Source organism: Streptomyces mutabilis, from assembly GCF_046628145.1.
Classification (GTDB): Bacteria; Actinomycetota; Actinomycetes; order Streptomycetales; family Streptomycetaceae; genus Streptomyces; species Streptomyces mutabilis.
The window spans coordinates 2036639-2062795 of the sequence record NZ_CP176874.1 but is presented as its reverse complement, the minus strand read 5'-3'; the positions used below and the strand labels follow the sequence as shown (position 1 = coordinate 2062795).

Here is a 26157-nt window from a genome sequence, read left to right as displayed (position 1 = left end):
CGTGCGGCCGTAGGGCATCGTGCGGGCCGTAGAGAAGCGTGCGTCCGGACACAGGCGCCGCCCCCGAACTCCCCGGCGACCCGTCAGGTGTCGCACTCCAGCACCGTCCGGCACAGCCCGCACCGCGCCCGGACCCGCCCCCGCACCGGCACCCTGATCCGCTGGTGACAGGTCGGGCACGGGAACGACACCCGCAGCGGGCCGTGCTCCCGCGAGGTGAACGCGTAAGGGCCGTCCTCCGGCGGGACGGACGAGGCGTGCGGACCCTGCGCTTGCCTGCGGTCCCGCGCGTACCGGCGGCGGCCCGCCCAGCCGGCCGCCGTCAGCGGCGGCTGCCGCTCGTCCCGGCGGGCCCGCGCCAGACCCTTGCCGTACGCCTCGTACGCCTGCGGACTGGTGAACCACACCGACGGGTCCTCCCCGAACACCAGCGCCCGCTTGGCCAGCACGTACCCGAACTCCTCCGGCGTCAGATACCCCAGCTTCTGCGACGACGCCCCGTCCTCCCGGTAGGCGTCCAGCAGCAGCCAGCCGGCACCCAGATACGTCGTCGCCGTGTCCGTGAGGATCTCGTTGTCCCGGGTGCCGGGGAAGGACAGGTCCAGGCGGTGCAGGTACACGTGCATCACCTCGTGCGCCAGCGCCGCGCCGATGTCCCGGCGATGAGTGCGGAAGCGGTCGTTCAACTCGATGAAGTACTCGGGGCCCGCCGTCAGCTCCACGTGCGCCGCGTGCGTCATCTCCCGGAAGGAGACGATCATCCGGGCGTCCGGGAGACGGTAGTGACGCACCAGCTCGTGAGCCACCCGCTGGGCGCCCAGATACAGGTCGTCGGTGTCGCAGAACGCCACGTCCGCCGGAGGCACACTCGCCGAGAACGTCCGCACGGTGTCGTACGACAACCGCCGGTACAGCGCGGTGACGGCGGCCCGCACCGTCTCCAGGTGCGGAAAACCGTGCTCGACCGGTCCGCCGTTCGCCACGCCCGACCCCCAAGACGCCTGAACCCTCCTCCCACTGTACGAGGAGCCCCGCACCACCGGCCGTCACCGCCCGGCCGAAACCGTTCGCCCCGCCCCGGGCCTCCGGGCAGAATCCGGACCGTGACCGGCGAACAGCACACCGCACCGGGCGCCACCCTGCACGTGGGCGGCGCCGACGACGACCTGGAAAAGCGGCTCGACGACGAACTGACCGCCTTCAACACCGCCGCCGCCCACGGCGCCCGCACCCGGCCCCTCACCGTGCGCGCCACCGACGCCGAGGGCGCCCTGATCGGCGGACTGACCGGCTGGACCTGGTCCACCCTCGCCTCGGTCGACATGCTGTGGGTGCGGGAGGACCAGCGGCAGGCCGGCTGGGGGAGCCGGTTCATGCGCGAGGCCGAGGACGAGGCCGCCCGGCGCGGCTGCACCGACATGATCGTGTCCACCTACACCTTCCAGGCACCCGGCTTCTACCCGAAGCTCGGCTTCCAGGAGCGGGGCCGCATCCAGGGCGTACCCGGCGGACACGAGGACGTGTACTTCCACAAGCGCATCGGACAGCGCACCACCGAATAGGTTCTCGGGCCCTGAGACGGTCTGCGACGCCCCGGCGCCCGCCCGTAGGGTGAGCCCCCATGACCACCAGCAACACCGGTACCGGTGCCGTCGACCCCGCCGTCCGCGAGGAGCTGGCCCGACTGAGGGACAGCATCGACAACATCGACGCGGCCGTCGTCCACATGCTCGCCGAGCGCTTCAAATGCACCCAGCAGGTCGGCCACCTCAAGGCCCGGCACCAGCTGCCGCCCGCCGACCCGGCCCGCGAGGCCAAGCAGATCGCCCGCCTGCGCGCCCTCGCCGAGAGCGCCAAGCTGGACCCGGCGTTCGCCGAGAAGTTCCTGAACTTCATCATCGCCGAGGTGATCCACCACCACGAGCGCATCGCGGAGAACAACGGCACCGGCCCCGCCTGACCCCCGAGCGGCGGCGCCCCCGCCCACGGGGGCGCGCGCCGGGGAGCGCGCCGCCCTCCGAAACCGACCGGACATACCCCGCGTACCGATCCGCCTCTGTGCCCTGCCGACGCCATCAGGCAGCATGGCGTCCATGTCCGTACTCACGCGCGACGAAGCGCAGACCCGTGCCAGGCTCCTCGACGTCCACCACTACGCGATCGACCTCGATCTCACCCGTGGGGACGACACCTTCGACTCCCGCACCGTCATCCGCTTCACCGTGCGCGGCGAGACGGACACCACGGACACCTTCGTCGAGGTCAAGCCCGCCGAGCTGCGCACCGTCACCCTGGACGGACACCCCCTCGACCCCGCCGCCCTCGACGAGAACCGGCTCGCACTGAAGAACCTCACCCCCGGCGAGCACGAACTGCGCGTCGACGCGGCCATGCGCTACTCCCGCACCGGCGAGGGCATGCACCGCTTCACCGACCCCGCCGACGGCGAGACCTACGTCTACACCCAGCTCTTCCTCGACGACGTCCAGCGCGTCTACGCCGCCTTCGACCAGCCCGACCTCAAGGCCGTCTTCGACCTCACCGTCACCGCCCCCGAAGGCTGGACCGTCCTCGCCAACGGCATCACCGAACACACCGGCGACGGCCACTGGAAGGCCGCCACCACCCCCCGCATCTCCACCTACCTCGTCGCCGTCGCCGCCGGCCCCTGGCACTCCGTACGCACCGAACACCGCGGCCTGCCCTTCGGCATCCACTGCCGCCGCTCCCTCGCCCGCCACCTCGACGCCGACGCCGACGAACTGTTCGAGATCACCCGCGGCTGCTTCGACCGCTACCACGAGAAGTTCACCGAGCCCTACCCCTTCGACTCCTACGACCAGGCGTTCGTCCCCGAGTTCAACGCCGGCGCCATGGAGAACCCCGGCCTCGTCACCTTCCGCGACGAGTACGTCTTCCGCTCCGCCGTCACCGACACCCAGCGCCAGACCCGCGCCGTGACCATCGCCCACGAGATGGCCCACATGTGGTTCGGCGACCTCGTCACCCTCAAGTGGTGGGACGACATCTGGCTCAACGAGTCCTTCGCCGAGTACATGGGCTACCAGACCACCGACGAAGCCACCCGCTTCACCGGCACCTGGACCGGCTTCGGCGTCACCCGCAAACCCTGGGGCTACGACGCCGACCAGCGCCCCTCCACCCACCCCGTCGCCCCCGAGAACGTCTCGGACACCGCCTCCGCCCTCCTCAACTTCGACGGCATCTCCTACGCCAAGGGCGCCTCCGCCCTGCGCCAGCTCGTCACCTGGCTCGGCGAGAAGGACTTCCTTGCCGGCATCAACACCCACTTCGAACGGCACAAGTTCGCCAACGCCACCCTCGCCGACTTCATCGACTCCCTCGCCGCCGCCACCGACCGCGACGTCCACGCCTGGGCCGACGCCTGGCTGCGCACCACCGGCGTCGACACCATCACCCCCCGCGTCACCGGCGACAACGGCGACCGCGCCCTCACCGTCGACCGCACCGGCAGCCGCCCCCACCGCGTCTGCGTCGGCCTCTACGACCCCGACCTCACCGACGAAGGCCGCCTCACCCTGCGCACCCGCCTCGACATCGACGTACCCCAGAGCGAACCGACGCCCATCGGCAAACGCCCCGCCCTCACCGTCCTCAACGACGGCGACGTCACCTACGCCAAGATCCGCTTCGACGCCGACTCCTTCCAGACCCTGCGCACCGGCCTGTCCGGCCTGCCCGACCCCCTCACCCGCGCCGTCGTCTGGAACGCCCTGCGCGACGCCGTCCGCGACGGCGCACTCGCCCCCACCGCCTACCTCGACATCGCCCGCACCCACCTCCCGCACGAAACCGACCTCGCCCTCGTCGACGGCGTCCTCACCTTCGCCGGCACCCAGGTCGCCGACCGCTACGTCACCCCCGAGCAGCGGCCCGCCGCCCTCACCACCCTCACCGACCTGTGCCGCGACCTCATCCGCCGCACCGAGGACGGCGACCACCCCGGACTGCGCCTGATCGCCGTCCGCCACCGCATCGCCACCGCCGCCCACCCCGACACCATCGCCGCCTGGCTCGCCGACGGCACCGTCCCCGGCGGCCCCGAACTCGACCCCGAACTGCGCTGGCGCATCCTCACCCGCCTCGCCGTCCTCGGCGCCACCGACGAGACCGCCATCACCGCCGAACTCGCCGCAGACCCCAGCGCCACCGGCCAGGAAGGCGCCGCCCGCTGCCGCGCCGCCCTGCCCGACGCCGAGGCCAAGAGCCGCGCCTGGGACGCCATGTTCGCCACCGACGACCTCTCCAACTACCTGTTCACCGCCACCGCCCAGGGCTTCTGGCAACCCGAACAGGCCGACCTCGTACGCGACTACGTCCCCCGCTACTACGCCGAATCCGTCGCCGTCGCCGCCCGCCGCGGCCCCGCCATCGCCGAAGCCGCCGGCCGCTGGGCCTTCCCCGCCCACGCCGTCGACACCGACACCCTGCGGCTCGGCCGGCAGTGCCTGAGCGACGCCGACCCCATCCCCGCCCTGCGCCGCAAACTCACCGACCAGCTCGACGACCTGGCCCGCGCCCTGCGCGTACGGGAGGCGGCCACCAACTGACCCGGAGGCGGCCGGCTCCCGCACACCGGGCCGGAACCGGCCGCACGGATACCCCTTTCGGGTAGTGATCATTGAGCTGTCCGGGCGTACGGACGCGACCGCGTCCAAGCTGGAACCCCAGTCCCCCCGCCCGGAGGCCAGCCCATGGGCCTGCCGCCCCTCGCCTCGGGCCCGCACGGCCCCGACACCCTGCGGCCCCTGCTCGACACCGTGCTCGACGCCCTGCGCACCGGCACCGCCGCCCGCGGCGGCCCCCTGCCCGCAGGCGGCCCCGACGCCGTCACCGCCAAGGTCACGAAGGCGGCCGGCGAACTCCTGCCCGACCACGGCGACCCCGACGCACTGCACACCCTCGTCACCGCACTCGCCGAAGGCGCCGCCGACCCCGCCCACCCCCTGTGCGCCGCCCACCTGCACGGCCCACCACTCGCCGTCGCCACCGCCGCCGACCTCGCCGCCAGCGCCCTCAACCCCTCCCTCGACTCCTGGGACCAGGCCCCCGCCGCCTCCGCCCTCGAAGCCCTCCTCACCCACACCCTCGCCCGGGAGACCGGCGCCACCGACGCCCTCGTCACCACCGGCGGCACCGAGTCCAACCACCTCGCCGTCCTGCTCGCCCGCGAGACCCACGGCGCCGGCCTACGACTCCTCCACGGCGCCAACGCCCACCACTCCGTACCCCGCGCCGCCTGGCTGACCGGCCTGCCCGAACCCGTCGCCGTCCCCGCACCCGCCGGCACCCTCGACCCCGCCGCACTCGACGAAGCCCTCACCCAGGTCCCCGGCCCCCACCTCGTCATCGCCACCGCCGGCACCACCGACGCCGGCCTCATCGACCCGCTCCCCGAGATCGCCGACCGCTGCGCCGCCCACGGCGCCCGCCTCCACATCGACGCCGCCTACGGCGGGGGCCTCCTCTTCAGCGACCGGCACCGCCACAGACTCGCCGGACTGGAAGCCGCCGACACCGTCGCCCTCGACCTGCACAAACTCGGCTGGCAACCGATCGCCGCCGGCCTCCTCACCGTCACCGACCCCGACGACCTCGCCGCCCTCCACCACCACGCCGACTACCTCAACGCCGACGACGACACCGACGCGGGCCTCCCCGACCTCCTCGGCCGCTCCCCACGCACCAGCCGCCGCCCCGACATCCTCAAGATCGCCGTCACCCTCAAGACCCTCGGCCGCGCCGGACTCGGCGCGCTCGTCGACGAGGTCTGCGCCCACGCCGAGCGGTTCGCCGCCCTCGTCGACACCCACCCCGCGTTCGAACTGCACGCCCCGCCCACCATCAGCACCGTCCTGTTCCGCCCCGCACACGCCACCGACACCACCGTCGCCGCCGTACGCCGCACCCTCCTCACCACCGGCACCGCCGTCCTCGGCCGCGCCCGCGCCGACGACCGCCTCTGGCTCAAGGCGACCCTCCTCAACCCCCACACGCGGCCCGGCGACCTCGCCGCCCTCCTGACCCACGTGGAAAACTCCCTGGAAGGACGCACCCCCCGATGAACACCCCCGCACACCCCACCCACGAAACCCCCCGCGACCTCGTCGGCATCGGCATCGGCCCCTTCAACCTGTCCCTCGCCGCCCTCGCCGACCCCCTCACCGACCTCGACACCGTCTTCTACGACCAGCGCCCCGCCTTCCACTGGCACCCCGGCCTCCTCATCGACGGCGCCCGCATCCAAGTCCCCTTCCTCGCCGACCTCGTCACCCTCGCCGACCCCGCCAGCCCGTGGACCTTCCTCAACCACCTCAGGGCCCGAGAACGCCTCTTCCCCTTCTACTTCGCCGAACGCTTCCACATCCAGCGCGCCGAATACGACGCCTACTGCCGCTGGGTCGCCGAGAACCTCACCACCCTCCGCTTCCACCACCAGGTCGACGCCGTCCGCTGGAACCCCGAACGAGACCTCTTCGAAGTCGACTACACCCGACTCGACCCCGACGGAGAAGCCGACGCCCTCGGCCGCACCTACACGAAGAACGTCGTCCTCGGCATCGGCACCGAACCGCACGTCCCCGACCCGCTCAAACCCCTCGTCGACACCCCCGACGTCCCCGTCGTCCACGCCGCCGACTACCTCCGGCACCGCGAGACCCTGCTCACCGCCGGACACATCACCGTCATCGGCACCGGCCAGTCAGGCGCCGAGATCTTCCTCGACCTGCTCCGCCACCGCCCCGCCGGACACGAGAAACTCCACTGGCTCGGCCGCACCGAAGCCTTCGCCCCCATGGAGTACTCCAAACTCGGCCTCGAGCACTTCACCCCCGACTACACCCGCTACTTCCACGCCCTGAGCGAACCCGTCCGCGACCGCCTCGTCGCCGCCCAGTGGCAACTCCACAAGGGCATCGACGCCGACACCACCGCCGCCATCCACGACGAGCTCTACCGCCGCACCCTCGACGGCGGCTGGCCCGACACCGTCCTCACCCCCGGCGTCCACGTCCGCACCGCCGGCCGCGTCTCCACCACCAGGATCGAACTCCACCTCGAACACGCCCAGCAGAAGACCCGCTCCCGCCTCACCACCGACGCCGTCGTCCTCGCCACCGGCTACCGCGAACGCCCCCTCGGCCGCGTCCTCGCCGGCCTCGACCCCTACATGCGACGCGACAGCCACGAACGCCCCCGCGTCGACGAACGCTTCCGCCTCCTCCTCGACCCCTCCGTCACCGGACACGTCTACGTCCAGAACGCCGAGACCCACACCCACGGCGTCGGCACACCCGACCTCGGCCTCGCCGCCTGGCGCAGCGCCACAATCCTCAACGACGTCACCGGACGGAACCCCTACCCGCTCCCCAGCCGCACCGCCTTCACCACCTTCGGCCTGGAACGCGCACAGCCCCAGATCCCCTCCGCACGCGACCACCGGGCTCTCACCCCGCTGGTGGAAGGAATCTGAGGCCGCCCCTCGAAAACTCCGGGCTCAGAACACCGGCACACCGTCCCGCGTCAGCTTCCAGTCCACCGACGCGAAGTCCTTCGGGTCCAGCACACCCTTCGCCGTGACCCACTCGGCGATCCGCGTACGGATCTCGGTCGACTCCGACCACAACTCCTGGGCCGACGCCACATGCGGGAACGCACCACCACCGTTGGCCCGGTAGTTGTTCACCGCGAGTACGAACCGCGCGTCGTCCGCCAACGGGGCGCCCTCGTACGCCAGCTTCTTGATCCGCGAACCGGGCGCCTGCGCGATGTCGACCTCGTACGTCAGCCCCGACACGTAGTCGTAGTTGTAGTCCGGACGGCCGTTCGCGTTGGTCAGCTTCGCCACGTCCACCGGCGCACCGGCCGCCGTCCGCACGTAGTACTCCGCCGAGTACTCCAGGTACGCCCGCAACTGGGCGCCCGTCATCAACTTCGCCACCAGCGTGTTGTCGTACACGTACAGACTCGACAGATCCCGGATCGTCACGTCACCGGCCGGAATCTCGGACGTCCGCGAGAAGGGTGAAGCCTGGGCCAGAACCGGCAGCGAAGCGTACTCCGTACCCGCCAGCGCCTCCCTGACCACGTCCTCCTGCACCTTCGTGATCAGGTCGATGATCGGCGCGTCCTTGTAACGCGCCTCCACCGTCGTCAACGTCTCGGTCGCCGTACCGACCACCTGATTGACGTACGCCACGACCTTCGCGTGCTCGTCCGAGAGCAACCCGGTGATCTCCGGGTCGTCCTCGACCGTGCTGGAGTCACGCAGCGACGCCTTCACCGACTCCACGTGCCACCGGCCCCGCTCGAAGACCAGCTCGAAATCGAACAGGGTCAGCCGCTCCGCGTAACACAGCGGCTCCGACAGCACGACCGTCCTGCCGGTCTCCTCGTTCACGACCTTCAGCTCCGCGATCTCCTGGTGCGCGTGCCCCACCAGGATCGCGTCGATGCCCGGCACCAGCCTCGCCACGTTCGCCGCCGCGTTCTCCACGTACGGAAGCTGGTCACCGTACGACGACGTGCCCGACGACCCCGAGTGCGCCGACACCACCACCACGTCCGCGCCCATCGAACGCAGCTTCGGCACCCACTTGGCCGCCTGCTCCTCAAGACCCGGGAACGCCAGCTTCCCCTGCACGTACGCCTTGTCCCAGATCGCGATACCCGGATTCGTCAGCCCCAGCACCGCCACCTTCACCGGCGGCGCGCCCTTCACCCGGAACGTCTTCATGAAGTACGGCGGGAAGGCGGGCTTCAGCGTCTTCGCGTCCACCGCGTTCGCACCCAGCAGCGGGAAATCGCACTGCTCCTCGAACTTGCGCAGCGTCTCGATGCCGTAATTGAACTCGTGATTCCCGAGCGCCACCGCGTCGTACCCGATCGCGTTCATCGCCTGCGCCATCGGGTGCACCGGACCACCCTCGGCGGTGATCGGGTCGACCTTGGCGTAGTAGTACGTCAGCGGGGTGCCCTGGATCGTGTCACCCGCGTCCAGCAGCAGCGTGTTGCCGCGGCCCTTCTCCTCGCGGACCTGCTTCACCAGCGTGGAGACGCGGGCCAGGCCTTGGGCGTTGCCCGCCGCGTCGGAGTACTCGGCGTCCTTGAAGTAGTCCCAGTTGAAGACGTGCCCGTGCAGATCGGTGGTGCCGAGGACGGTCAGCGCGTACCGCTTGGGCTTCCGGCCACCCCGGTGGCCCTCGTGGGCCGGGGCCGCCTCGGCCGCCGGAGCCGCCACCGCGCCGGCCAGCGCGACACCCGCCCCCGTCACTGCGGACCTGCTCAGGAACTTCCGGCGGTTCAACGGCATGGCTGGCTCTCCTCGGTTCAGTGACCCGTGCACGACATCGGCAACGCGCGTAGATTCTGTCCTGAACATGCCCTCTGTCAAGGGGTGACGGCCGACTCGAATGCTCATCGGAGCGGACGGGCGCACAATTCAACACTTGTCAATAACCCTTTACTCAAAGGTTGTTGAGTGGACATGCGCGCCCAATTCGCTACCCGGCAGTAAGTCATAGGCTCGACCCATGCGCCGAGCAAAGATCGTCTGTACCCTGGGGCCCGCCACCGACTCGTACGACCAGATCAAAGCCCTGGTCGACGCCGGAATGGACATCGCCCGCTTCAATTTCAGCCACGGCACCCACGCCGAACACGAAGAGCGCTACCGCCGAGTCCGCAAAGCAGCCGACGAAACCGGCCGCAGCGTCGGCGCCCTCGCCGACCTTCAGGGCCCGAAGATCAGGCTCGGCCACTTCGCCGAAGGACCCGTACTCCTTGAACGCGGCGACACCTTCACCATCACCGTCGAAGAGGGCGTGGAGGGCGACCGCCACACCTGCGGCACCACCTACGCCGGCCTCGCCGCCGACGTCACCCCCGGCGAACGCGTCCTCGTCGACGACGGCAAGGTCTGCCTGGAGGTCACCGACGTCGACGGACCCCGGGTCCGCACCAGGGTGATCGAAGGCGGCATGGTCTCCGACCACAAGGGCCTCAACCTCCCCGGCGTCGCCGTCTCCGTCCCCGCCCTCTCCAAGAAGGACGAGGACGACCTGCGCTGGGCACTGCGGGCCGGCTTCGACGTCGTCGCCCTCTCCTTCGTCCGCAGCGGCCGCGACGTCCTCGACGTCCACCGCATCATGGACGACGAAGGCCGCCGCCTCCCCGTCATCGCCAAGGTCGAGAAGCCCCAGGCCGTCGAGAACATCGAGGACATCGTCGCCGCCTTCGACGGCATCATGGTCGCCCGCGGCGACCTCGGCGTCGAGATGCCCCTCGAACAGGTGCCGATCGTCCAGAAGCGCGCGATCAAGCTGGCGAAGCGCAACGCCAAGCCGGTCATCGTCGCCACCCAGATGCTCGACTCCATGATCGACAACGCCCGGCCCACCCGCGCCGAAGCCTCCGACGTCGCCAACGCCGTCATCGACGGCACCGACGCGGTGATGCTCTCCGGCGAGACCAGCGTCGGCAAACACGCCGTCGACACCGTGCGCACCATGGCCAAGATCGTCGCGGCGGCCGAGGAGGACATCCTCGCCAAGGGCCTCCCCCCGCTCACCGAACGCAACAAGCCCCGCACCCAGGGCGGCGCGGTCGCCCGCGCGGCGGCCGAGATCGGCGACTTCCTCGGAGCCAAGTACCTCGTCGCCTTCACCCAGTCCGGCGACACCGTCCGCCGCCTCTCCCGCTACCGCTCACCCATCCCCCTGCTCGCCTTCACCCCCGAACCGGCGACACGCTCACAGCTCAGCCTGACCTGGGGCGTGGAGACCTTCCTCGGCCCCCACGTCGACTCCACGGACGCGATGGTCGACCAGGTGGACGAACTCCTGACCCGCTACGGCCGCTGCGAGAAGGGCGACGTCGTGGTCATCACGGCGGGCTCGCCGCCGGGGGTGTCGGGCACGACCAATCTGGTGCGGGTGCACCACATCGGGGAGGACGACGGTCCTGCTTGACCTCAGTACTTGGGGCCGACGTGGGTGTCCATGAGGGCTACGGAGGCTTTGCGGGCCACGGAGACGTTGAAGGGGTCACTGCCGCGCGCGAGGATGGTCCACCGGACGCCGACTTTGTCGAGGGTGTCCGTGAAGAGCTTCCGGATGTCGTCCGACTTGTTGGTGAAAAGGTACCGCGGGTATTCGTAGCGCTTGGGCACGCCACCGACGAGCCTGGTCGTCCAATTGGTGATACGGCATCCGTCGGAGTGGATCAGTCCGCGGATGAACTCCCATGGATGGGTGTCGACGATCGTCTGTTGCCAGGGGGCGAGAGAGATCCGGCGGTCGTGCTTCTTGCCGGGGCCGTGTTGCGGGAAGAGGCAGGACAGGTGCTTCGAGTAGACCTTGACGTATTGGCAGCCGGTCTTTCGGACCCGGCAGACCGAGTTGTCGGGGAAGACAGTGCGCACAGCCCGTTCGCAGTCATCGACAAGACCGGGCCACGAGTCGGCACAGGCGACCATGAGGTTGGGTACACGGTGCCCGGAATAGCGGCTGATGTGGCCGTCGCCGAGGTAGAGACCCAAGAGGTAGCTGTAGGCGGACGCGTCCAGATGCCGACCGTGGCACCTCGGGCAACTCGGATCATGTTTGCCCGGGCATTCGCCGCGCGCGGCGCGGTCCAAGTGCTTCCAGTAGCCGATCGTGCCCATCGGGACGTTCAGTCTCCGGGACACGTCCGCATTCTTGGCGCCGCCGCGCAGCAGGGTGAGCGCCTTCTGTCGTACATCAGTGCTGTGGAAGTTCACACGAACACTGTCTGTCACGGAGAGGTGCCCGAAGCGGCAAAAAGCGGAGGTTCACAAGAACGTGAGCCTCCGCTTTGCGGGAGTGCCGGGTGCGGGATTCGAACCCGCACGCCCTTTCGGACAGATGTGTTTGAGACATCAGCGTCTGCCATTCCGCCAACCCGGCCGGACAGCCCCGTAGGAGTGTACCGGTTCACCCGATGCAGCCGCAGCTAGGTACGCTGCCTACCAGCAGTACCGCCTGCCCCGGAACAAGGAGCGCCCACGTGACCGCCCCCGAGTCGCCCCAGCCCGCCGACGTGAACGATGACGACAAGTCGCACGTGCCTCCGCTGACGACCCGTGTCGTCATCGCCGAGGACGAGGCGCTCATCCGGCTGGATCTCAAAGAGATGCTGGAGGAGGAGGGGTACTCCGTCGTCGGTGAGGCCGGTGACGGGGAGCAGGCCGTGGAGCTGGCCCGGGAGCACAAGCCGGACCTCGTGATCCTCGACGTGAAGATGCCCAAGCTGGACGGCATCTCGGCGGCGGAGAAGATCGCGGAGGAGAGCATCGCGCCGGTGCTGATGCTGACGGCGTTCTCGCAGCGCGACCTGGTGGAGCGGGCGCGGGACGCCGGGGCGATGGCGTACCTGGTGAAGCCGTTCAGCAAGAGTGACGTCGTTCCGGCGATCGAGATGGCCGTCTCGCGCTTCACGGAGCTGAAGACGCTGGAGAAGGAGGTCGCCGACCTCAGCCAGCGGCTGGAGACGCGGAAGCTGGTGGACCGGGCGAAGTCGGTGCTCCAGACGGAGTACGGGCTGACGGAGCCGGCGGCGTTCCGGTGGATCCAGAAGACGTCGATGGACCGGCGGATGTCGATGCAGCAGGTGGCCGAGGCGGTCATTCAGGACGCCGAGGAGAAGAAGGCGTCGAAGGGCTGATCGAGAGAGTGTGGGTGAGGCCCGCGTCCCCGGTGGGGGGCGCGGGCCTCAGTCGTGTCCGGGGCGGTTCAGTCCTCGCCGAGGTAGGCCTTGCGGACGGATTCGTCGTGGAGGAGGTCCTGGCCGCTGCCGGAGAGGACGATGTTGCCGACCTCCATGACGTGGCCCTGGTCGGCCAGGGAGAGGGCGGCCTGGGCGTTCTGTTCGACGAGCAGGATGGTGGTGCCCTGGGACTTGAGTTCGGCGATGGTCTGCATGATCTTCTGCATCATGATCGGCGAGAGGCCCATGGAGGGTTCGTCGAGCATGAGCAGTTTGGGCTGGGACATGAGGGCGCGGCCCATGGCGAGCATCTGCTGTTCGCCGCCGGAGAGGGTGCCCGCGGCTTGCTTGCGGCGTTCGCCGAGGATGGGGAAGAGGTCGTAGGCGCGCTGGATGTCCTTCTCGATGCCTGGTTTGTCGTTGCGGAGGAAGGCGCCGAGGCGGAGGTTGTCCTCGATCGTCATGCGGGGGAAGATGTGCCGCCCCTCGGGGGAGTGGGCGAGCCCGAGGGAGACGATCTGGTGGGCGGGGACCTTCTTGAGCGACTTGCCGCCGAACTTGATCTGTCCGCCGACCGGCTTGAGGAGGCCGGAGAGGGTGCGCAGGGTGGTGGTCTTGCCGGCTCCGTTGGTGCCGATGAGGGTGACGACCTGGCCGGCGTCGACCTTGAACGAGATGCCTTTGACGGCTTCGATCTTGCCGTAGGCGACGCGGAGGTCTTCGACCTCGAGGAGTGCGGTCATCGGTCGTTCTCCTTGCCGGCCGCGATGTCCGTGGTGGTGTCGTCGGCCTGGGGGGCCTCGGATGCCTGGGCGGCCTCGGCGGCTTCGACTTCGGCGGCTTCGGCGGCGCCGGGGTCGTTGTCGAGGGGTTCGCCGAGGTAGGCGGCTACGACGCGTTCGTCGCCCTGGACGGTGGCGCTGTCGCCTTCGACGAGTTTTTCGCCCTGGACGAGGACGGCGACGCGGTCGCAGAGGTTGAAGATGAAGCGCATGTCGTGCTCGATGACGAGGACGGCGATGCCCTTGTCGCGGATGGCGAAGACGAGTTCTTCGGTGGCCCGCGTCTCCTGGGGGTTCATGCCGGCGGTCGGTTCGTCGAGGAGGAGCAGGCCGGGTTCGCTGGCAAGGGCGCGGGCGATCTCGAGCTTGCGCTGTTCGCCGTAGGGCAGGTTCCGTGCGAGATGCTCGGCCTTGTCGGCGAGGCCGACGAACTCGAGGAGTTCCATGGCGCGTTCGCGTGAGGTGGCTTCGGCCTTGTGGAAGCCGGGGCCGCGCAGGACGGCGGACCAGAAGCCTTCTTTGGTGCGGGTGTGGCGGCCGACGAGGACGTTCTCGAGGACCGTCATGTTGGCGAAGAGGCGGATGTTCTGGAAGGTGCGGGCGATGCCGGCGGCGGTGACCTTGAAGGACTTGGCCGGCAGGACCTTGCCCTTGTAGCGGACTTCGCCTTCGGTGGGGATGTAGAGGCCGGTCAGGCAGTTGAAGAAGGTGGTCTTGCCTGCGCCGTTGGGGCCGATGAGGCCGACGATCTCGCCGCTGTTGACGGTGAGGTCGACGCCGTTGACGGCGGTGAGGCCGCCGAAGCGCATGGTGACGCCGCGTGCGTCGAGGACGGTGGTGCCGGGGGCGGGGGCGCCCGGGGTGGTGTCCTTGGTGGTGGTGTCGGTGGTCATGTGGTCAGGCCCCTGTCTTGCTCAGGGTGGTGGGCGCTTCGGCCTCTTCGTGGAATTCGAGTTTGCGGCGCCGGTTGGCGACCAGGCCTTCGGGGCGGAAGCGCATGAGCAGGACGAGTGCGAGTCCGAAGGCGAAGAGCTGGTAGTCGTCGAGGAACTGCAGCTTGTTGGGGATGAGGAAGAGCAGTGCGGCACCGATGAGGGGGCCGGCGATGGTGCCCATGCCGCCGAGGACGACCGCGGCGAGGAGGAAGGCGGAGTTGGGCGGGGTGGTGCCGGCGAAGAGGTACTGCTCGGGGGTGACGGTGTAGGTCACGTGGGCCTGGACGGTGCCGGCGAGTCCGGCGAGGGAGGCGCCGACGGCGAAGGCGATGAGTTTGACGCGGAAGCCGTTGATGCCCATGGCGAGGGCGGCGGTCTCGTCCTCGCGGATGGCGACCCAGGCGCGTCCGATGCGGGAGTCGCCGCTGCGTCGGAAGACGAGGACGACGACGGCCGTGATGAGGAGCATCAGGAAGAAGTAGTTGGCGAACCGGCCGATGGTGAAGCCGCCGATGTCGTGTGCGATCCCCATGTCGAAGCCGAGGATGTTGAGGTCGGGGATGGAGGAGATGCCGTTGGAGCCGTTGGTGACGTCCGGGCCGGAGGTGCCGTCGAGGTTGTTGGCGGTGATGCGGAAGATCTCGCCGAAGCCGAGGGTGACGATGGCGAGGTAGTCGCCGCGCAGTCGCAGGGTGGGTGCGCCGATGAGGACGCCGAAGACGAGTGAGGCGGCGGCGCCGACGAGGACGGCGGCCCAGAAGGGGAGGTGCAGGTCGAAGGGTGAGCTGGGGGAGCCGGAGACCATGGAGGCGGCGTAGGCGCCGACGCCGAGGAAGGCCACGTAGCCGAGGTCGAGGAGGCCGGCGAGGCCGACGACGATGTTCAGGCCGAGGGCGACGGTGGCGAAGATCAGGATGTAGACGCCGAGGGTGGCGTACTGGTCGTCGGACTGGGTGAAGGGGAAGCAGGCCGCGGCGATGAAGGCGCCGCAGACGGTGATGTTCTGGTGCCGGGCGGTGATCTCGGTGGCCTGGGCGATGAGGCCGGCCCGGTGGAGGGCGGTGAAGCCGAGGCCGGCGACGATGAGGAAGCCGACGAAGAGTTCGTCGTACTCGGTGCCGATGCCGTAGGTGAAGACGAGGAGGGCGACGGCGAGGATGCCGACGATGATGAGGATCTCGGCGTAGGAGGGCAGGGCGCGGACGGGGCGGGGGGTGCCGGAGGCGAAGGCCGCCTTGATGGTCTGCCAGTTCTGGGAGCTGGTGTGCTTGAACTGTTCCCAGCCGGTGTCGTCGGGGTCGAAGGGGTCGGGCGCGGGTCGTTCGAAGGGGAGGGCGAGTGCGCCGAGGAGTGCGATGAGGGTGGCGGCCGCGGCGATGTAGCCGCCGGGTTCGAGGTTGACGAGGCCGCCGAGCTTGGCGCTGATCGCGATCATCGTGTACCAGGTGGTCGCGAAGGCGGCGAGGGCGGCGAATTTGAGGGCGGCGTCGCCGCCGGCGGGGATCAGCCAGCGCAGTCCTTTGACGCCGTACGAGGCGAGGCCGAGGAGGGTGGTGAGGGCGCCGGCGATGAGGACCAGGACCTGGAGTCCGCCGGGGTAGCCGTAGACGGTGAGGTCGCCCGGGAATTCGGCGGTCCAGGTCCAGGCGAGGAAGGTGGAGGCGACGGTGAGGGCGCCGCCGCCGGTGGCGAGGGCCCGTCCGATGTGCGGGGGCATGCCGATGAGGCCGGAGGTGTCGCCCGCGGTGGGGGTGCCGGCGGTCTTCGGTGTGGTGGTCTGTGTGGTCATCGGTGTCACGCCCTGTCCGCAACGCGTTCGCCGAGCAGGCCCTGTGGCCTGAACAGCAGCACGAGGATGAGGAGGATGAAGGCCCAGACGTCGGCCCAGGACTGGCTGCCGAACTGGTCGAGGCCGGGGATGTCGGCGATGTAGGCGGTGGCCAGGGTCTCGGCGATGCCGAGGACGACGCCGCCGATCATGGCGCCGTAGATGTTGCCGATGCCGCCGAGGACGGCTGCGGTGAAGGCCTTGAGTCCGAGGATGAAGCCCATCTTGAACTCGATCTGGCCGTATTTGAGGCCGTAGGCGACGGCTCCGACGGCGGCGAAGACGGCGCCGAGGGCGAAGGCGACGACGATGATGCGGTCGGTGTTGACGCCCATCAGTTTGGCGGTGTCCGGGTCTTGGGCGGTGGCCTGCATGCCGCGTCCGGTGCGGGTGCGCATCACGAAGTAGGCGAGGATGGCCATGCTGACGGGGGCCGCGATGAGCAGGAAGATGTCGCCGGTCTGGAGGGTGACGTCGCCGATGTGGAAGGGGCCGCCGTCGATCTGGGGGAAGGTGCGCGCGGATTTGGCGTCGGGGTACCAGGCCCACACTGCCTGCTGGAGAGCGAGGGAGAGGCCGATGGCGGTGATGAGGGGCGCGAGTCGGGGTGCGCCGCGCAGGGGGCGGTAGGCGAACCGTTCCGCCCCGACGGCGACGGTGACGGAGACCACCACGGCGCCGAGCAGCATGAGGGGCAGGGCGAGCAGCATGGAGGTGCCGTCGGGCAGGACGTATATGTAGACCGTGAGTGCGCCGAAGGCGCCGGTCATGAAGATCTCGCCGTGGGCGAAGTTGATGAGCTGGACGATGCCGTAGACCATTGTGTAGCCGATGGCGATCAACCCGTACATGGATCCCAGTAGCAGGCCGTTGACCAGCTGCTGCGGCAGTTCGTTCACCGCATGTCCTCCGAGACTTTCGGAACGTTCGACGGATGTGGCCGGATGCGAGTCCGCGCGGGGCGCCTGTGGACAGCGCCCCGCGCGGCTCGTGGTTCGGTGGTGCGGGTGGTGGGTCAGCCGGTGTAGGTGCCGGACTTCACCGACTTCCAGGCACCGTTCTCGACGGCGTACACGGTGAGCTGCTTGTTGGTGGCGTCACCGAATTCGTCGAAGGAGACCTTTCCGGTCACCCCGTCGAAGGAGACGTTCTGCATGGCGTCCACGACCTTGGCGCGGGCGTCGTCGGGGAGCTTGCCGTCGTTGGCCTCGACGACGGCCTTGACGGCTTCGATGATCGCCCAGGCGGAGTCGTAGGAGTAGCCGCCGTAGGCCTCGTAGGCCTCCTTGTATCCGGCGGCCTTGTAGTTGGCGACGAATTCCTTGGCGGAGGGGAGTTCCTCGACGGGGGCGCCGACGGAGGTCGCGAGGTCGCCGGTGCCGCTGGCGCCGGCGAGCTTGATGAAGTCGGCGCTGTAGATGCCGTCGCCGCCGACCACGGGGATCTTGGCTCCGGCGGCCTTGATCTGCTTGCTGAGCGGGCCGGCCTGCGGGTATTCGCCGCCGTAGTAGACGACGTCGGCGCCGGAGTTCTTGACCTTGGTGGCGACCGCGTTGAAGTCCTTGGTGTCGGGGTTGATGTGCTCGGTGCCGACGACCTGGCCGCCGAGCTTCTTGAACTCCTCGGTGAAGGTGGCGGCGAGGCCGGCGCCGTAGGTCTTCTTGTCGTCGATGACGAAGACCTTGCGCTTCTTGGAGTCGTTGTAGACGTACTGGGCGGCGAACGGGCCCTGGATGGCGTCCGTGGTCGCGGTGCGGAAGTACGACTTGTAGGGGCGGACCTTCTTGGTCTGCCAGTCGACGCCCTGGGTGAGGGAGGGGTTGGTGTTGGCCGGGGAGACCTCGACCAGCTTGGCGGTGTCGAAGACCTTCTGCATGGACTCGCCGACCGAGGAGTTCAGCGGGCCGACGACGCCGAGGACGTCGTCGTTGGCGACGAGTTTGGTGGCGTTCTGCTGGCCGACGGAGGGCTGGCCCTGGTCGTCGAGGGCTTCTATCTCGAACTTGATGCCGTCGACGTAGTTGTCCTTGTTGGCGGTCTTGGCCGCGAGGTCCACCGAGTTCTTGATGCCGAGGCCCAGCGCGGACAGGTCGCCGGTCAGCGGGGCGTCGACGCCGATGACGACGGTGGTGCCACCGCCGCCGCCGTTGCCGGAGTCCGAGCCGCCGTCGTCGTCGCGCGAGCCGCAGGCGGTGAGGGTGAGTGCTCCCGCCGCCAGAGCGGCGGTGATGGCGATGAGCGAACGTTGACGCACGATCAGTCCTTTCCCTGGCACAGCCGCGTCCCCCTGGAGGCGGCCGAGTCGAGCGCTGGGCCGAAGTGACAATCGGACTGCGCGGTGACTGGCCGTGACTCTAAGCGTGTGTGGGGAACGTGGAGGAGGGTCTGACTCAGGCTGTGACGCTCTTGTTATGACACGGGGTAATGCAGAGCGGTACTGGCTGGGAAGAAGGGCGGAATTCCGGCCGATTCGCCCGGTCCACATGCTGAGAACCCGCAGGACCGGAGCGCGGAGTTCAGGCGTCTGGAGCGTTTTGGTGATTACCCGGAATCCTGGTCGCAGGCGGCTTGAAGGGCCTGGGAGAGGTCCTGTGCATAGCGTGATCCGAGGATGAAACTGTGGGCCTGTATTGCGCGCGCATTACGTAGCGTTACATCCAAGAAAGGGAGTCCGAGGTTCCGGGGTGCTTTTTCGCATTCCGTCACCCTCAGCGTGACAATGATCTTGCGGGCCGAATGCGACTTTGTCTGGAAAGGTGCCGCGGGTGACGAGGTCATCGCGAGGCCGTCGTAGGGCTGGGCCAGGCGCGTCACGGTGACGGGCCGACCGGAGCGCACGCTCAGCAGTACCGCGAAGCTGAAGTCGCCGGGCGCGGCCCCGCCGGGGCCGGGTACCGCGTCCAGGTAGACGAGGTCCACCACCTGGACGGGGTACGGCGGCGGGGGAGGCGTCGGCTGCCGCGGCCGGCCGGCGTACAGGTAGCCGCTGCCCGCCAGTACGGCGAGGGCCGTGGCGCAGCCGAGGACTGCCCTGCGGTGGCGGTGGTAGCGCCGGGCGAGCCGGCCTCGCGGGCGGCCGGGCGGCCGGGGCATGTCCGTCTCGTCCCAGGCGCGGGTGTCCGTGTCGTCCCAGGCGTGGGTGCCCTCGCCCGGCTCGACGGGGCCGGCGCCGCTCATCGCCACGGGCCTTCGGTGGGGCCGCCGCCGTGGTACGGATCGGCGCACCCGGCGCGCGCCTGATGGTCGATCAGCATCCGTGCGGCGCGCGGTCCTCGGTCGCGTTCCGCGGTCCTCGCGGCGCTCACCACTTCGCGGAGGATGTCGTACTGCCGGTTGGAGAGGCCCATCGACTGGTAGTCGCCGTAGGGGGTGGCGCCGTCGAGCAGTTCGCGTGCCCAGTGGCGGACGGCGGTCGTACACAACTCTTCGGGGGAGAGGGCGGGTCGGGCCGATGCGGACGTGGACGCGGATGCCGGGGTCGGCGCGGTCGCTTCCGTGGCGTTGTCGGAAGCGGCCCTGTCGGCGGGGGAGTTGCCGCAGGCGGCGGCGGGCAGGGTCAGCGCGAGCGCCATCAGGACCGGGACGATCCGGTCGCGTGCGCCGCGCCGGTGCGTCGCGCGTTCGCGTGCGGGGGCTTCCCGCGCGGTGTGCTCGGGCGTGTGCCGCTCCAACCCTTGGCGGGCGGCGCGTTGGCGGGCGGCGCGTTCGGGTGCGGGGTGTGCGTACGCGGGCGGCGGCGGTCCGGGCCGTGGCGGTCCGGACGGTGCCGGCCCGGGTGGTGCGGTCGCGGGCCGGGCGGGATCACGCCGGGCGGGATCACGCCGTGCGGAGGCGAAGCGGAACCGCCGAGCCGTCGCCCCCGGCCAGGGGGCCTCTCCCCGTCCCATGCCCCGAAGCTAGGGCGCCGGGTGGCCGGGAGCAATGCCGTGCGCGCGATATGCCCTCCGGGGCTGTGTGCCGACGGGAGCCGAGAGTCGACGGGAGCCGTGCGCCGACGGGAGCGGTGAGTCCACGGCGGCCGTGCGCCGACGCGGGCGGTGTGGCGACGGGGGCGTGTCGATCGGCTCGGTCGCGCCGCCGCTCAGGCGGTCGCGCCCGCCTGCGCCCCGTCGCCCGGCTTCACGTCCCGCAGCAGACAGGTCAGCCGGGCGGTGCACACGCGGCGGTCCTGCTCGTCGCTGATCACGATCTCGTACGTCGCCGTCGACCGCCCCCGGTGCACCGGCGTGGCCACCCCGGTGACCAGACCGGAGCGGACGCCGCGGTGGTGGGTGCAGTTCAGGTCGACGCCGACGGCGATCTTGGAGGTGCCGCCGTGCAGCATCGAGCCGACCGACCCGAGCGTCTCGGCCAGCACCGCCGAGGCGCCCCCGTGCAGCAGCCCGTACGGCTGGGTGTTGCCCTCGACCGGCATGGTGCCGACGACCCGGTCGGCCGACGCCTCGCGGATCTGGACCCCCATGCGCGTCCCGAGGTGCCCGGCGGAGAAGAGTGCGGGCAGGTCGACGCCGAGCGTGGCGTACTCGTCGATGACCTCCTGCGGGAACTGCACCTGCTGCTGCTCGCCCATGGGCCCGGCTCCGTTTCGTCGCTCCGTCTGTCGGATCCGCCGGCCGGCCCGGTGGGACGGGCCGTCGGCGCCGCTGAGCAAACGCTCAGTCGGTCGTCGATTGTTCCAGACGGACCACGACGGACTTGCTGGCCGGGGTGTTGCTGGTGTCCGCGGTGGCGTCCAGCGGCACCAGGACGTTGGTCTCCGGGTAGTACGCCGCCGCGCAGCCCCGGGCCGTGGGGTAGTGCACGACGCGGAAGCCGGGGGCCCGCCGCTCCACACCGTCCTTCCACTCACCGACCAGGTCGACGTACGCGCCGTCCCGGACGCCGAGCTCCCGGGCGTCCTGAGGATTGACCAGGACCACCCGGCGGCCGTTCTTGATGCCCCGGTAGCGGTCGTCCAGACCGTAGATCGTGGTGTTGTACTGGTCGTGCGAGCGCAGCGTCTGCAGCAGCAGCCGGCCCTCGGGCAGCTCGGGGTACTCGACCGGCGCCGCGGTGAAGTTGGCCTTGCCGGTGGCCGTCGGGAAGCGGCGTTCGTCGCGCGGGGCGTGCGGCAGGGCGAAGCCCCCGGGGCGGGCCACGCGCGCGTTGAAGTCCTCGAACCCGGGGATCACGCGCCCGATGCGGTCGCGGATCGTCGCGTAGTCCTTCTCGAACTCCTCCCAGGGCGTGGCGCTGCGCTCGCCCAGCACCCGGCGGGCCAGCCGGCACACGATGGCCGGCTCGGACAGCAGGTGGGCGCTCGCGGGCTCCAGCCGGCCGCGGGAGGCGTGCACCATGCCCATGGAGTCCTCGACGGTGACGAACTGCTCGCCGCCGCCCTGGAGGTCCCGCTCGGTGCGGCCGAGCGTCGGCAGGATCAGGGCGCGTGCGCCCGTGACGGCGTGCGAGCGGTTCAGCTTCGTCGACACGTGCACGGTGAGCCGGGCGCGGCGCATCGCCGCCTCGGTGACCTCCGTGTCGGGGGAGGCGGAGACGAAGTTGCCGCCCATGGCGAAGAACACCTTCGCCTCACCGTCACGCATCGCGCGGATGGCCCGTACGACGTCGTAACCGTGCTCGCGCGGCGGGGCGAAGCCGAACTCCTTCTCCAGGGCGTCCAGGAAGGCGGGCGCGGGCCGCTCGAAGATGCCCATGGTGCGGTCGCCCTGCACGTTGGAGTGGCCGCGGACCGGGCAGACGCCCGCGCCCGGACGGCCGATGTTGCCGCGCAGCAGGAGGAAGTTGACGACCTCGCGGATCGTGGGCACGGAGTGCTTGTGCTGGGTCAGGCCCATCGCCCAGCACACGATGGTGCGCTTCGAGGCGAGCACCATGCGCAGGGCTTCCTCGATCTCCGCGCGGGTGAGGCCGGTCGCCGCGAGGGTCGCCTCCCAGTCGGCGGCGCGGGCCGCCTCGGCGAACTCCTCGTACCCGTGGGTGTGCTGCTCGACGAACGCCTCGTCGACCGCCCCGTCGGTCTCCAGGATCAGCTTGTTGAGGAGCCGGAACAGGGCCTGGTCACCGCCGATGCGGATCTGCAGGAACAGGTCGGTGAGCGCGGCGCCCGCGGTGAGCCCCTTCGGGGTCTGCGGGTTCTTGAAGCGCTCCAGGCCCGCCTCGGGCAGCGGGTTGACGCTGATGATCTTCGCCCCGTTGGCCTTGGCCTTCTCCAGGGCGGAGAGCATGCGCGGGTGGTTGGTGCCCGGGTTCTGGCCGGCCACGATGATCAGGTCGGACTTGTACAGGTCCTCCAGCAGGACGCTGCCCTTGCCGATGCCGATGGTCTCGGACAGGGCCGAGCCGGACGACTCGTGGCACATGTTGGAGCAGTCCGGCAGGTTGTTGGTGCCCAGCTCCCGCGCGAAGAGCTGGTAGAGGAACGCCGCCTCGTTGCTGGTGCGCCCGGAGGTGTAGAAGACCGCCTCGTCGGGCGAGCCCAGGGCGGCGATCTCCTCCGCCACGATGTCGAAGGCGCGCTCCCAGGTGACCGGCTCGTAGTGCTCGCCGCCCTCCGGGAGGTACACCGGGTGCGTGAGCCGTCCCTGCTGGCCCAGCCAGTAGCCGCTGCGGTTGACGAGGTCGGCCACGGAGTGCTCGGCGAAGAACTCCGGGGTGACCCGGCGCAGGGTGGCCTCCTCGGCCACGGCCTTCGCGCCGTTCTCGCAGAACTCCGCCTTGTGCCGGTGGTCCGGCTCGGGCCAGGCGCAGCCCGGACAGTCGAAGCCGTCCTTCTGGTTGACGCTCAGCAGCGTCAGCGCGGTCCGCTTCACGCCCATCTGCCGCTGCGCGATCCGCAGGGTGTGCCCGATGGCCGGAATCCCCGCCGCCGCATGCTGTGGTTCCGTGATCTGCGGCGCGTCCTGAACCGGATCACCCTTGGGCGGCTTGGTGGCCATCGCGCGCTCCTTCGCTTACGCGTGTGAGGTACGTCTCCGATCCTCGCACGTCCCTGTGACAGCGAAGGAGGCCGGGCGGGCCGGAATCCGGAACGGTGGTCGCGGCGGACGCAGGCCGGTCCGTGCCGACGGCGAGGGCGGGGCCGAGTGTCAGTGGTCCGTGGCAGGATCGGGGGCGTGGCAGAGACAGCATCGAAGAAGACCGACAACACCTCCGGCGGCGACCGTCCGCGCCTGATGCTCATGGACGGGCACTCGCTGGCCTACCGCGCGTTCTTCGCGCTGCCCGCGGAGAACTTCACGACCGCGACGGGCCAGCCGACCAACGCGATCTACGGCTTCGCGTCGATGCTGGCCAACACGTTGCGTGACGAGGCGCCCACCCACTTCGCGGTGGCGTTCGACGTCTCCCGCAAGACCTGGCGGTCCCAGGAGTTCACCGAGTACAAGGCGAACCGCTCCAAGACGCCCGACGAGTTCAAGGGGCAGGTCGAGCTGATCGGCGAGCTGCTCGACGCCATGCGCGTGCAGCGCTTCGCCGTCGAGGGCTTCGAGGCCGACGACGTCATCGCCACGCTCGCCACGCAGGCCGAGGCCGAGGGCTTCGACGTGCTGATCGTCACCGGCGACCGGGACTCCTTCCAGCTGGTCAGCGAGCACACCACGGTGCTGTACCCGACCAAGGGCGTCTCCGAGCTGACCCGTTTCACGCCGGAGAAGGTCTTCGAGAAGTACGGGCTGACCCCCGCCCAGTACCCCGACTTCGCGGCGCTGCGCGGCGACCCGTCCGACAACCTGCCGGGCATCCCGGGCGTCGGCGAGAAGACGGCCGCGAAGTGGATCAACCAGTTCGGGTCCTTCGCGGAGCTGGTGGAGCGCGTCGACGAGGTCAAGGGCAAGGCCGGGCAGAACCTCCGCGACCACCTGGAGTCCGTCAAGCTCAACCGCCGCCTCACCGAGCTGGAGCGGCGGGTCGAGCTGCCGAAGACGGTCACCGACCTGGAGCGGACGGCGTACGACCGCAAGGGCGTCGCCATGATCCTGGACACCCTGGAGATCCGCAACCCGTCCCTGCGGGAGCGGCTGTACGCCGTCGACCCGGGCGCCGAGGAGGCCGAGGCGACCCCGGTCGTGGCGGACGGGGTGGAGCTGGACGGCGCCGTGCTGGGCACCGGCGAGGTGGCCGGCTGGCTCGCCGAGCACGGCACGCAGCCCCTCGGTGTGGCCACGGTCGACACCTGGGCGCTGGGCACCGGCTCGGTCGCCGAGGTCGCGCTCGCCGCGGCCGACGGCAAGGCCGCCTGGTTCGACCCGACGGAGCTCGACGAGGCCGACGAGGCGGCGTTCGCGGCCTGGCTGTCCGACCCGGACCGGCCCAAGGTCCTGCACAACGCCAAGGGCGCGATGCGCGTCTTCGCCGAGCACGGCTGGAGCGTCGCCGGTGTCGGCATGGACACCGCGCTCGCCGCCTACCTGGTCAAGCCGGGCCGCCGCTCCTTCGACCTGGACGCGCTCTCCCTGGAGTACCTGCACCGCGAGCTGGCCCCCGCCGCCGCGGCCGACGGCCAGCTCGCCTTCGGTGCCGACGACGGCGCCGAGGCCGAGGCGCTGATGGTGCAGGCCCGCGCCATCCTCGACCTGGGCGAGGCCTTCGAGGGCCGCCTTCAGGACGTCGGCGCCGGCGACCTGCTGCGCGACGTGGAGCTGCCCACGTCCGCGCTGCTGGCCCGCATGGAGCGGCACGGCATCGCGGCCGACCGGGAGCACCTCCAGGCCATGGAGCAGATGTTCGCCGGTGCCGTGCAGCAGGCGGTGAAGGAGGCGCACGCGGCGGCCGGGCACGAGTTCAACCTCGGCTCGCCCAAGCAGCTCCAGGAAGTCCTCTTCGGCGAGCTGAACCTGCCGAAGACCAAGAAGACCAAGACCGGTTACACCACCGACGCCGACGCCCTGGCCTGGCTCGCGGCCCAGACGGAGAACGAGCTGCCGGTCATCATGCTCCGCCACCGCGAGCAGGCCAAGCTGCGGGTCACGGTCGAGGGCCTGATCAAGACGATCGCCTCCGACGGCCGCATCCACACCACGTTCAACCAGACGGTCGCCGCGACCGGCCGCCTCTCCTCCACGGACCCGAACCTGCAGAACATCCCGGTCCGCACCGACGAGGGCCGGGCGATCCGCCGCGGGTTCGTCGTCGGCGAGGGCTTCGAGTCGCTGATGACGGCCGACTACAGCCAGATCGAGCTGCGCGTCATGGCCCACCTCTCCGAGGACGCGGGCCTGATCGAGGCCTTCACCTCCGGCGAGGACCTGCACACCACCGCCGCCGCGCAGGTGTTCTCCGTCGAGCAGTCCGCGGTCGACGCGGAGATGCGCCGCAAGATCAAGGCCATGTCCTACGGCCTGGCGTACGGACTGTCCGCCTTCGGCCTCTCCCAGCAGCTGAACATCGAGGCGGCCGAGGCCCGCGGCCTGATGGACGCCTACTTCGAGCGGTTCGGCGGAGTACGGGACTACCTGCGCCGGGTCGTCGACGAGGCCCGGGCGACGGGCTACACGGCGACGCTCTTCGGCCGCCGCCGGTACCTGCCCGACCTCAACAGCGACAACCGCCAGCGCCGCGAGGCGGCCGAGCGCATGGCGCTGAACGCCCCGATCCAGGGCACGGCGGCCGACATCGTCAAGATCGCCATGCTCAACGTCGACAAGGCGCTGCGCGAGGCCGGCCTCTCCTCCCGCATGCTGCTCCAGGTCCACGACGAAATCGTCCTGGAGATCGCCCCCGGCGAGCGGGCGGCGGCGGAGGAACTGGTCCGCCGCGAGATGGCGGACGCCGTGCGGCTCAGGGTCCCCCTGGGCGTCTCGGTGGGCGCGGGACCGGACTGGGAGTCGGCGGCGCACTAGCCTGC

General features: G+C 70.2%; 20 protein-coding genes and 1 tRNA gene. 8 read left to right on the top strand and 13 right to left on the bottom strand.

Annotated elements, in window-relative coordinates:
* Window positions 1–83 precede the first annotated feature (83 nt).
* A complete protein-coding gene (locus ACLIN4_RS09120) occupies window positions 84–983 on the bottom strand; it encodes a hypothetical protein (RefSeq protein WP_307652960.1) in 900 nt (299 codons plus the stop codon).
* Between the two features lie 120 nt (window positions 984–1103).
* On the opposite strand from ACLIN4_RS09120, the gene ACLIN4_RS09115 reads away from it, so the two are divergent.
* From ACLIN4_RS09115 to ACLIN4_RS09095, 5 genes are all read left to right on the top strand, one after another.
* The gene (locus ACLIN4_RS09115; RefSeq protein ID WP_289911005.1) at window positions 1104–1562 is read left to right on the top strand and encodes a GNAT family N-acetyltransferase; all 459 of its coding nucleotides are present in this window, start codon (window positions 1104–1106) and stop codon (window positions 1560–1562) included.
* A gap of 59 nt (window positions 1563–1621) precedes the next feature.
* Entirely contained in the window at window positions 1622–1960 is a 339-nt protein-coding gene (locus ACLIN4_RS09110) for a chorismate mutase (RefSeq protein WP_100044712.1), read from the top strand.
* A gap of 133 nt (window positions 1961–2093) precedes the next feature.
* Window positions 2094–4592 (top strand): aminopeptidase N, encoded by a 2499-nt coding sequence (gene pepN, locus ACLIN4_RS09105; protein WP_307652961.1) that lies wholly within the window; start codon window positions 2094–2096, stop codon window positions 4590–4592.
* A gap of 144 nt (window positions 4593–4736) precedes the next feature.
* A complete protein-coding gene (locus ACLIN4_RS09100; protein ID WP_307652962.1) occupies window positions 4737–6107 on the top strand; it encodes a pyridoxal phosphate-dependent decarboxylase family protein in 1371 nt (456 codons plus the stop codon).
* Window positions 6104–7516, top strand: coding sequence for a lysine N(6)-hydroxylase/L-ornithine N(5)-oxygenase family protein (locus tag ACLIN4_RS09095; RefSeq protein ID WP_307652963.1), 1413 nt, complete (start codon window positions 6104–6106; stop codon window positions 7514–7516). The genes ACLIN4_RS09100 and ACLIN4_RS09095 overlap by 4 nt, the downstream gene beginning before the upstream one ends.
* A 24-nt stretch (window positions 7517–7540) precedes the next feature.
* On the opposite strand, the gene ACLIN4_RS09090 is transcribed toward ACLIN4_RS09095, so the two are convergent.
* Entirely contained in the window at window positions 7541–9355 is a 1815-nt protein-coding gene (locus tag ACLIN4_RS09090; RefSeq protein WP_411575651.1) for a bifunctional metallophosphatase/5'-nucleotidase, read from the bottom strand.
* Window positions 9356–9575: 220 nt separating this feature from the next.
* Here ACLIN4_RS09090 and pyk point away from each other — a divergent pair, with 220 nt between their 5' ends.
* Complete coding sequence (gene pyk, locus ACLIN4_RS09085) at window positions 9576–11012, top strand: pyruvate kinase (RefSeq protein ID WP_289910997.1); 1437 nt, start codon at window positions 9576–9578, stop codon at window positions 11010–11012.
* A gap of 2 nt (window positions 11013–11014) precedes the next feature.
* Here the strand turns inward: pyk and ACLIN4_RS09080 are convergent, their stop codons facing one another.
* Window positions 11015–11803, bottom strand: a complete 789-nt coding sequence (locus ACLIN4_RS09080) for a helix-turn-helix domain-containing protein (protein WP_143668507.1) — start codon at window positions 11801–11803, stop codon at window positions 11015–11017.
* Between the two features lie 83 nt (window positions 11804–11886).
* Window positions 11887–11969 (bottom strand) — tRNA-Leu (locus ACLIN4_RS09075).
* A 100-nt stretch (window positions 11970–12069) separates the two neighbouring features.
* Here ACLIN4_RS09075 and ACLIN4_RS09070 point away from each other — a divergent pair.
* A complete protein-coding gene (locus ACLIN4_RS09070) occupies window positions 12070–12726 on the top strand; it encodes an ANTAR domain-containing response regulator (protein ID WP_019328077.1) in 657 nt (218 codons plus the stop codon).
* Window positions 12727–12794: 68 nt separating this feature from the next.
* Here the strand turns inward: ACLIN4_RS09070 and ACLIN4_RS09065 are convergent, their stop codons facing one another.
* From ACLIN4_RS09065 to ACLIN4_RS09025, 9 genes are all read right to left on the bottom strand, one after another.
* Window positions 12795–13511 (bottom strand): ABC transporter ATP-binding protein, encoded by a 717-nt coding sequence (locus tag ACLIN4_RS09065; RefSeq protein WP_100044705.1) that lies wholly within the window; start codon window positions 13509–13511, stop codon window positions 12795–12797.
* A complete protein-coding gene (locus tag ACLIN4_RS09060; RefSeq protein ID WP_107476835.1) occupies window positions 13508–14443 on the bottom strand; it encodes an ABC transporter ATP-binding protein in 936 nt (311 codons plus the stop codon). Before ACLIN4_RS09060 ends, ACLIN4_RS09065 begins: the two co-directional genes overlap by 4 nt.
* Window positions 14444–14447: 4 nt before the next feature.
* Complete coding sequence (locus ACLIN4_RS09055) at window positions 14448–16274, bottom strand: branched-chain amino acid ABC transporter permease (protein ID WP_107476836.1); 1827 nt, start codon at window positions 16272–16274, stop codon at window positions 14448–14450.
* A gap of 5 nt (window positions 16275–16279) precedes the next feature.
* On the bottom strand, window positions 16280–17212 hold the full coding sequence (locus ACLIN4_RS09050) for a branched-chain amino acid ABC transporter permease (RefSeq protein WP_107476837.1): 933 nt from the start codon (window positions 17210–17212) through the stop codon (window positions 16280–16282).
* A gap of 116 nt (window positions 17213–17328) precedes the next feature.
* Complete coding sequence (locus ACLIN4_RS09045; RefSeq protein ID WP_179342326.1) at window positions 17329–18567, bottom strand: branched-chain amino acid ABC transporter substrate-binding protein; 1239 nt, start codon at window positions 18565–18567, stop codon at window positions 17329–17331.
* A gap of 287 nt (window positions 18568–18854) precedes the next feature.
* Window positions 18855–19490 carry a Tat pathway signal sequence domain protein gene (locus ACLIN4_RS09040; RefSeq protein ID WP_411576746.1) on the bottom strand — a complete coding sequence of 212 codons (636 nt, stop codon included), beginning with the start codon at window positions 19488–19490 and terminating at the stop codon, window positions 18855–18857.
* Complete coding sequence (locus ACLIN4_RS09035; RefSeq protein WP_411575650.1) at window positions 19487–20200, bottom strand: hypothetical protein; 714 nt, start codon at window positions 20198–20200, stop codon at window positions 19487–19489. The genes ACLIN4_RS09040 and ACLIN4_RS09035 overlap by 4 nt, the downstream gene beginning before the upstream one ends.
* A 194-nt stretch (window positions 20201–20394) precedes the next feature.
* On the bottom strand, window positions 20395–20883 hold the full coding sequence (locus ACLIN4_RS09030; RefSeq protein WP_100044700.1) for a PaaI family thioesterase: 489 nt from the start codon (window positions 20881–20883) through the stop codon (window positions 20395–20397).
* Window positions 20884–20968: 85 nt separating this feature from the next.
* Window positions 20969–23248, bottom strand: coding sequence for an FdhF/YdeP family oxidoreductase (locus ACLIN4_RS09025; RefSeq protein ID WP_411575649.1), 2280 nt, complete (start codon window positions 23246–23248; stop codon window positions 20969–20971).
* A 177-nt stretch (window positions 23249–23425) separates the two neighbouring features.
* Here ACLIN4_RS09025 and polA point away from each other — a divergent pair, with 177 nt between their 5' ends.
* Window positions 23426–26152 (top strand): DNA polymerase I, encoded by a 2727-nt coding sequence (gene polA / locus ACLIN4_RS09020; protein ID WP_411575648.1) that lies wholly within the window; start codon window positions 23426–23428, stop codon window positions 26150–26152.
* The last annotated feature ends 5 nt before the right edge of the window (window positions 26153–26157 follow it).